At 29.9% G+C, this 7854-nt stretch carries 8 protein-coding genes; 3 read left to right on the plus strand and 5 right to left on the minus strand.

What is annotated here, in order from left to right; translation table 11 throughout:
- Positions 1–31: 31 nt before the first annotated feature.
- Together Q1A46_RS08435 and galE are read left to right on the plus strand one after the other, a co-directional pair.
- Complete coding sequence (locus Q1A46_RS08435) at positions 32–2434, plus strand: hypothetical protein (RefSeq protein WP_299676631.1); 2403 nt, start codon at positions 32–34, stop codon at positions 2432–2434.
- Between the two features lie 5 nt (positions 2435–2439).
- Positions 2440–3453: a UDP-glucose 4-epimerase GalE gene (gene galE / locus Q1A46_RS08440; RefSeq protein ID WP_299676632.1), complete on the plus strand. Its 1014-nt coding sequence runs from the start codon at positions 2440–2442 to the stop codon at positions 3451–3453.
- 127 nt (positions 3454–3580) lie between these two features.
- Here galE and Q1A46_RS08445 read toward each other — a convergent pair whose 3' ends face one another.
- The 4 genes from Q1A46_RS08445 to Q1A46_RS08460 all read right to left on the minus strand — a co-directional run bounded on the left by Q1A46_RS08445 (position 3581) and on the right by Q1A46_RS08460 (position 6238).
- Positions 3581–4339, minus strand: coding sequence for an FAD-binding oxidoreductase (locus tag Q1A46_RS08445; protein WP_299676647.1), 759 nt, complete (start codon positions 4337–4339; stop codon positions 3581–3583).
- Positions 4326–4790, minus strand: coding sequence for a globin domain-containing protein (locus tag Q1A46_RS08450; RefSeq protein WP_299676633.1), 465 nt, complete (start codon positions 4788–4790; stop codon positions 4326–4328). The genes Q1A46_RS08445 and Q1A46_RS08450 overlap by 14 nt, the downstream gene beginning before the upstream one ends.
- A 169-nt stretch (positions 4791–4959) precedes the next feature.
- Positions 4960–5253, minus strand: coding sequence for a hypothetical protein (locus tag Q1A46_RS08455; protein WP_299676635.1), 294 nt, complete (start codon positions 5251–5253; stop codon positions 4960–4962).
- A 166-nt stretch (positions 5254–5419) separates the two neighbouring features.
- The gene (locus Q1A46_RS08460) at positions 5420–6238 is read right to left on the minus strand and encodes an NAD(P)-binding domain-containing protein (RefSeq protein ID WP_299676637.1); all 819 of its coding nucleotides are present in this window, start codon (positions 6236–6238) and stop codon (positions 5420–5422) included.
- A 509-nt stretch (positions 6239–6747) separates the two neighbouring features.
- Between Q1A46_RS08460 and Q1A46_RS08465 the strand changes: the two genes are divergently transcribed.
- A complete protein-coding gene (locus Q1A46_RS08465) occupies positions 6748–7116 on the plus strand; it encodes a hypothetical protein (protein ID WP_299676639.1) in 369 nt (122 codons plus the stop codon).
- 66 nt (positions 7117–7182) lie between these two features.
- Here the strand turns inward: Q1A46_RS08465 and Q1A46_RS08470 are convergent.
- The coding region (locus Q1A46_RS08470; RefSeq protein ID WP_299676641.1) for a S8 family serine peptidase at positions 7183–7854 on the minus strand (672 nt) is incomplete at its 5' end.

A 7854-nucleotide genomic window follows, 5' to 3' on the forward strand; every position in this document is an offset into this window, starting at 1 on the left:
TCAGATGATGAAAAAACAAATACAAGTTATAATGAGATTAATAAACCAAATAAAACTACTAAAGGTTTTAAGTTTAGTAGCTTTCACAATTTTATGTTTTGGTTGTAAAACAACACCTAAAAATAAGTTAGAAAGTGAAGCTTTAGAGAAAATTAAAATATTAGAAAAACTAACTGATGATGCTAGGAAAAAATCAATAGATGTAGCTAGAGAAGAAACTGTTTTATGGTTTTCTAAAGAATTTTTAAAGTATGCAAATTGGGATCAAGAAAATTATGATGCAGTTGAAAAACTATTTGGCTATTATCAAAAATACGAAGAGGAGAAAGAAACTTTAGCGAAAGATTTACCAGATTTTGAAAGGAAAAAAGTGATTCAAATTCTTGATAAAGGAATTGAGGATTTAGAAAATATTTTAAATGGAAAAGTAACTAGAAAACCTGCGCAAAAAGTCGCTTGGGATAATATTACAGTAGAAAAAAATAAATTGATAAATAATGGAAGACCTGTTTTTCTTCATGATTATTTTTCTAAAACTGTAGGAGCTCCTTTAACTGATAAAAATATTTACAATGATCATTTAGGTGCAATTTATCATACAGGAAGTCATTTATATGATGTAAATAAAGATCGTCCTAGTAATCCATATATGTTAAATGAAGATGGAACTTTCGACGAAACTTTGTTGAGTTACATTACAGAAGTTCCAGATACTAATATTGGTTTCTTATTACTTTGGAATATGGGCGTTCCTGATTGGATGAAAAAGCAAGAATCTGAAATAGAAAAAGGGAGATCATTATTCACAGGTTTTGATGTCGATAATCCTTTGCTAAGAGAGGTTTGGAGTAAAGTAATCAAAAAAACAGGAGAAATAACTAAAGGCAAAAAAGTTACTGATTTAGGTTACATTTTATCTAACGAACCGCATTGGTTTTCTGAAAAAGGACATTGGACTCAAAAGTATTTAGAGATGAATTCAATTTCATCGTATACTTTAAACAAGTTTAGAGTTTGGTTAGAAAAAAAATACGATGGTAATTTAAAAGAGTTCAATAAAAACTGGAACAGTAGTTTTAAAAGTTTTGATGAAGTTACTATTGATATTCCTATGGATCCAGCTCAACGTGGTACAGCATTATGGTACGATTGGTGTCGTTATAATATGGATAGAGGTATTGAATGGTTTACTTTTTTACAGAATGAATTACGTAACGTAAATCCAGATGCTGATACACATATTAAAATCATGGCAAAAATGTTTATCGGCGATCATCGTTCTCATGGAATCGATTATGAAGCATTAACAGAATTAACTTCGATGATTGGAGACGATGCAAAAATTACTGGAGGAAGAAATTATAGAGCTAAAAAACCAGAAAAATGGGAAAAGAAGTACGCATTTTATTGGAATGAATTAGCACATTCTTACGATTTTCAAGAATCAGTTTCACCAAATAAATTGCATATCAACTCAGAAGGCCATTTTTTATCTACTTCCGGCTTTAGAGAATTAGATACTGATATCGATTATGTCAGAAGTAGTTTTTGGTTAGCAACTTTACATGGAATGGATGCAAGTATGTCTTGGTTTTGGGCTAGAGATGCTGATGGTTCTCCAGAAGATAGACTTGAAGGTGAATTAAATTTCTTCGATCCGGCTTTAGCAGGTTCATATGCGGGTTCAGCAAATATGCAACCTCATGTAGTGAACGAAGTTTCTCAAGTGATGTACGATTTAAATAGTTTTTCTGAAGAAATTTTAGTTTTAAGAGATCAAAGAAGACCATTGAGAATTTTTCATTCAGAAACCTCAGCGATTAATAAAAATCATCATATGACTGAGCAATCGAAATTATACGAATCATTGTATTTCGAAGGATTTAATATTGGTTTTGCAACAGAGAAAATTATTAATAAACAAGATCATAAAAACTGGGATGTTATTGTAGTGTATAAAACGCAGTATGTTACCGATAATGAATTTAAATCTTTACAAAGTTACCTTGATAATGGAGGAGTTATTTTGGTTGATTCAAAAGAAAGCTTGACTAAAAATGAATACGGAGAAACACGTGCTACAAAGTTATTAGCCAGTAAAGGAAAATTAATTTATGCAGACAATACAAGCTTGAATGAGTTTAAAGATTTAGCTATTTCAGAAATTAAAACAGATAGAAAAGTATCTGTAAAAGAAACTAACGGGACTGATTGGAAAGGATGTGTTTGGAAAGTAGTTAAAAAAGAAAATGAAGATGGTTATATATTGACAATAGTAAATTTGGGAAAAAACACTGCAGATTTAAAAGTTAGTTTAAAGGGAGAAGATAGCATATTGGTGAAAAACATGATGAATGGATTGGAAATAGGGAGTAACTTTAAATTGAAGTCTAAAGGAGTTTTACTTTTAGAAATTTCTAAATCATCAAAATAATTTAAATGAAGAAAATTTTAATTACTGGTGGATTAGGATTCATTGGTTCACATACAGTTGTAGAGCTTCAAAATGCAGGTTTTGATGTTGTTATTATAGATGATTTATCAAATTCTAGAATTGAAGTACTTGAGAACATCGGAAAAATAACTGGTAAAACTCCAGAATATTATAAAATAGATTTACGAGTTAAAGAAGAGGTGAAAAACTTTTTCAATAATGTAAAAGTTGATGGAATTATCCATTTTGCTGCGTTTAAAGCTGTTGGAGAAAGTGTACAAAAACCTTTAGATTATTACGAGAATAATATCGGAGCTTTGGTATACCTACTTCAAGAAATGAGAGATAGAAATATAGATCATTTTATTTTTAGTTCTTCATGTACAGTGTATGGTCAAGCAGATGAATTACCCATCACTGAAAATGCACCAATAAAACCAGCAGAATCTCCTTACGGAAATACAAAACAGATTGGAGAAGAAATTATTAGAGATACATGTAAAGCCAATGGTTTAAATGCAATAGCTTTACGTTATTTTAATCCGATAGGTGCACACGATAGTTTAAAAATAGGAGAATTACCATTAGGAGTTCCTCAAAATTTAGTGCCTTATATCACTCAAACTGCTTTAGGAATTAGAGAACAATTATCTGTTTATGGTGATGATTATGATACATCTGACGGAACACCAATTCGAGATTATATCCATGTGGTTGATTTGGCAAAGGCTCATGTTGCTGCACTACAAAGATTGATGGAAAAAAAGAACAAAGAAAATTTCGAGTATTTCAATATTGGTACAGGAAAAGGAAACTCAGTCATCGAAATTATTAAAGCGTTTGAAAAAACAAATAATTTAAAATTGAATTACAAGATTGTAACTAGGAGAGAAGGTGATGTTACTGCTGCATTTGCCGATACGACAAAGGCTAATAAAGAGTTAGGCTGGGGAACAGAAAAACCATTAACTCAAGCTTTAGAATCAGCTTATTTATGGCAGAAAAAACAAAAAGTGTAGACACACTAAAATAGAAAATTAAAATATTTGTTTTTTTAAATAGATTACAAATAGTAATTATTTGTAATCACAAAAAGCCTTACTTAAACGAGTAAGGCTTTTTTTTATTGTTATTAATTATAGATAATTATACAATTGAAAGCGAAAGCTCTTCAACAGGTCCGAAGAATTCATAATTAATATGTTCTGATTTTACATTAAGGTTTTCTAATATAGATAAAGTGTTTGCCATGAATGGAGTAGGACCACAAAAGTAAAATTCACTATCAGAATTAATATTTAAGTCTTCAATTATCTCAGAAGTTAAATAGCCTTTGTAATCATAGTCTTTTCCTAAAATATCTCCTGTTAATGGTAAAGAATAAACAGTTTTAGTTGTAATATTTTCATTTAATAATTCATGTATTTCTTTAGAAAAAGCATGAGTATCACTATTTAAAACACACTGAATAAATGTGATTTTTTGACTCTTATTTTTAGACGCTTTTTTAAACATACTTATAAGAGGTGTTATCCCAATTCCTCCACTAATTAAAACTATAGGTTTTTCAGTTTCCTTTAAAGTAAATTCTCCAGACGGCATTCTTAATTCTAAAATGTCTCCTTCACTAATATTATCATGCAAATAATTGGAAACTATTCCTTCTGGGATTCCTGATTCTTTTTTAATGCTAATTCTTAAATAATCTTTTTCATTTGAATCTGATAAACTGTAATTTCTAGTGTGTTTATGAGTTGTGTTAGGAATATCAATAGTTAATGCAATGTACTGACCGGGAATAAAAGGAGGAACTGGTTCTCCATCTTTTCTTTTCAAGTAGAAAGAAGTAATTACATCACTTTCCTTTACTTTTTTTGTTACTAAAAATTCTTTAGAGCCTTCTATATCCGCCTATGTATTGTTCTCGTTCTGTATAAATATTTTCTTCCCGTTGAATAAAAATAGCTGATAAATCATTGTAAGCTTCTTTCCATGCATCTATAATTTCTGAAGTTGCAGCGGTTCCTAAAACTTCTTTAATTGCTATAAGTAAATATTTTCCAACAATAGGATAAGCCTCTTTTGGTATAGCTAAACTAGTGTGTTTTTGCGCTATAGATTGTACAGCACTTTTCATCATTTCTAGTTTGTCTATGTGAACAGCGTACTGAAAAATTGCATTAGCTAATACTTTTTGTTGTGTTCCTTTTTGCTGATGCGTCATATTAAACACATTTTTTAATTCAGGATGATTTGTAAATAAAAATTGGTAAAATACTTTTGTAATTGCTTCTCCGTGTTGTTCTAAAATTGGAGCTGTAGATTTTACAATTTCTATTGTTTTTTTACTTGCCATAATAAGTGATGTTGATCTTGTTTTTTAATAATGAAAAAGAATAAATTATTATTAATCCCGTGAGTGTTGGATAGACAAGAAATAAGTATCCTAACGCTTTTATTTCTGAATTAGAAATCATAGGTATTATTGAAATTGCACTGCTGGCGGATAATTAATATTGAAAAGATTAATTATCAATATACAAGTAACTAATAGCTAGAGCTATTTTTAGAATTACAGTAATATCTAACTGATTAAAGAAAACTCCTAAAAAAGCTGCAATTACAGAACTTGTAAACATTTTGATGAATGATTGTGTTTCTTTTTGTTCTGAAAAAGCTAACACTCCAGAAGCTCCAAAAGAAGCTATAATTAAAGTATTTTGTTCAGTCTCGAATAAGTAACTATGTATCCAATAAATGCTAAGGAAACATAAAGCAGTTATAATAAAGCCGATGATTTTCTTAGATAATTTTGTCATTGTATGGGATTAATACTTTGGCAAAATTATGATGCAATACACACTAGGTTTATGACTCAAATCATAATGAAAAAAATCAGTAAGATTATATAATTCTACTGATTTTCATATATTTTATTTTATGTGAAAGAATACTTAAAAGTATATGGAGAGTTTTAGTGTTTATCTATTTAACAAGAGTTAAAGGATCTGGATATTTGTAGTTATATTTTAGTAAAGTTTTGCTTTTTGTGTTTGATATTTTTTTAAACTTAATACTATCAGATACTTTAAATTCGGGAGGAATTAATCCCTCTTTTTCAGCGGCCAAAGTATAAAAAGTTTCTCGTAATGGATGTTCGTCTGCACAACCATTAATTATAGTCCCCCAAGCATTTTCAGAAATAATAGCATTGATTAATCCTATACAATCATCTTGGTGAATTATATTAACCGGAGCTTTCCCATTGGCAACATCTTTTTTATTTGCTAAAAAACGCCCAGGAGCTCTATCATATCCGATAAGTCCAGCTAAACGAAGAATTGTAAGGTTGTTTTTTACATGTGCTTGTAAAAGTTGCTCAACAGCTAAAACGGCTTTTCCTGATTCTTTTTCAGGTTTGTTGATTAAAGTTTCTGTAACCCAGTCGTTTGTGTTTTGGTATACAGAAGAGGAACTTACAAAAATTACTTTTTGTTCCGGCTTAATGTAAGGTAATACTTCTTTGATTTGTTCTTGATATACATTTAAAATATTCGGAATACGCTTAGGAGGAAAATTGATAATAATTACTTCACTATTAGAAAAGAAATCATTCATTAAAGTTTTATTATAGGATTCACCTAATTTGAAAACGAAAGGAATAATATTACGTTTTGCAAGGGTTTCTTCTTTTGTTTGCGATGTTGTAGAGCCTTTTACTGTATAACCTTTATCGATTAAAAACTCAGCTAGAGGCAAACCAAGCCATCCACATCCTAATATGCTAATTTGTTTATTGTTCAATTTGTAAAATTATTTTAGGATTTATATCATTTATGCTTAGTTAAATACTAAGAATATAATCCAAAAGCGAATTGTTGTTTTTTGAATTGCTAAAATAGCAAAGATTATTCATGATATTCTTTTGTTTAGAATAATAGATGAACTCATTAAATATTACAACCATTGAAAAAGATAATGCAACAATTGAAATTGAGTTTTATATATACAAAGCTAACGGCTAATTTTGCAAATGATAATTCCTAAAGACTTTTTTTAGTATATAAACGTATTAAATAAAAAAATGATTTTAAGATTTATAATCAGTCATTATATTTTTTAAAAAGGTTTAAAAACAAAAAAAGTCTCTCTTAGGTTTACGAGAGACTTTCTGATCTTTATGCAAGATCCGGGGGAAAGAAAGTTATTCAAATATAGATATAGTTTTAAGTGGAAAAGAAAGGTAAAACACTGTTTTTTAAATGTTTGTTTTGGTTTTCTTCTGTTGTGGTATAATTTAAAAATGAATTGTTATGGGGAAACAACCGATGGTAGAACAGCCATTATTTTCTAAGTGGTGTGGTCATGCTTGTATAAGTATGATTACAGGAGAAGATATTCTACATATAGCAAAAAAGCTTCAGAATTACAATGAATTAAGTTTAGAAAAAGAAGTTATGTGGTATTTATATGATAAAGGTTTTAAAGTGAAGTTAATTAGAAAATTTGATATAACCCCTGAAGAAATACCTAACAATTCAATAGTGAGAATTGAAGATATAAATGAAAACGGACATTTTGTTTTAAAGCAAAATGATGTTTTTAAAGATCCTAATGTAGGAATAGTGTTAAATTATATAAGTAGAAAACGAATAACACATTATTTAGAAATAGAGGAGTAAAAATAAAACCACTTGTAAATAAACAAGTGGTTTTTTATTATGTTGTATTGCAATTCTTTTGTAAGATTATCTTACAGCAATAGGGTAATTTTCACCTCTGTTACTAACTGATCCAGAAGTTCTTGGTCCACCACCTCTAGCGTGCATGATTCCAGCTACGTGAGGAGCAGCCATAGATGTACCACTTAAAGTAGCATAACCACCATTTAAATATGTACTTCTTACACTAGATCCAGTAGCAATAACATCAATAGGATTCATGTTGTAATTAGAGAAAGATGAGAAACCACGATTACATGTCATAGATGCAACAGTATAAATATTAGTACCGTTAATACATGCAGGATCGTAATTAGCTGCATTTGCAGAACTGTTACCAGCAGCAATAGATACAAAAGTTCCAGCATTTCCTAATCCACGAATTGCGCTGATGTAAGAAGATGAACTACCACATCCAGAACCGAAGAAACCTCCTAAACTTAAGTTAGCTACATCACCTGGAATATCATATCTTCCAACGTGATTAATTCCAGCTAAAATAGTTGAAGTAGCACTAGATCCACCACAACCAAATACTCTTACAGGAACTACAGAAGCACCAGCAGATACACCAACAACACCAATGTTATTGTTAATTGCAGCAGCTGTACCAGCTACGTGAGTACCATGACCGTTACAATCATTTGCTGAACCACCTACAAACGATCTTGCATATGTAGAGTTAGTAACAACATTAAG

This window comes from uncultured Tenacibaculum sp. (assembly GCF_947502995.1).
Taxonomy (GTDB): Bacteria; Bacteroidota; Bacteroidia; order Flavobacteriales; family Flavobacteriaceae; genus Polaribacter.

What these genes read in the sequence shown, in the direction of transcription:
- Q1A46_RS08435 (WP_299676631.1), top strand. Translation starts at nt 32, where the DNA reads ATGAGATTAATAAACCAAATAAAACTACTAAAGGTTTTAAGTTTAGTA.
- galE (WP_299676632.1), top strand. Translation starts at nt 2,440, where the DNA reads ATGAAGAAAATTTTAATTACTGGTGGATTAGGATTCATTGGTTCACAT.
- Q1A46_RS08450 (WP_299676633.1), bottom strand. Translation starts at nt 4,790, where the DNA reads ATGGCAAGTAAAAAAACAATAGAAATTGTAAAATCTACAGCTCCAATT.
- Q1A46_RS08455 (WP_299676635.1), bottom strand. Translation starts at nt 5,253, where the DNA reads ATGACAAAATTATCTAAGAAAATCATCGGCTTTATTATAACTGCTTTA.
- Q1A46_RS08465 (WP_299676639.1), top strand. Translation starts at nt 6,748, where the DNA reads ATGGGGAAACAACCGATGGTAGAACAGCCATTATTTTCTAAGTGGTGT.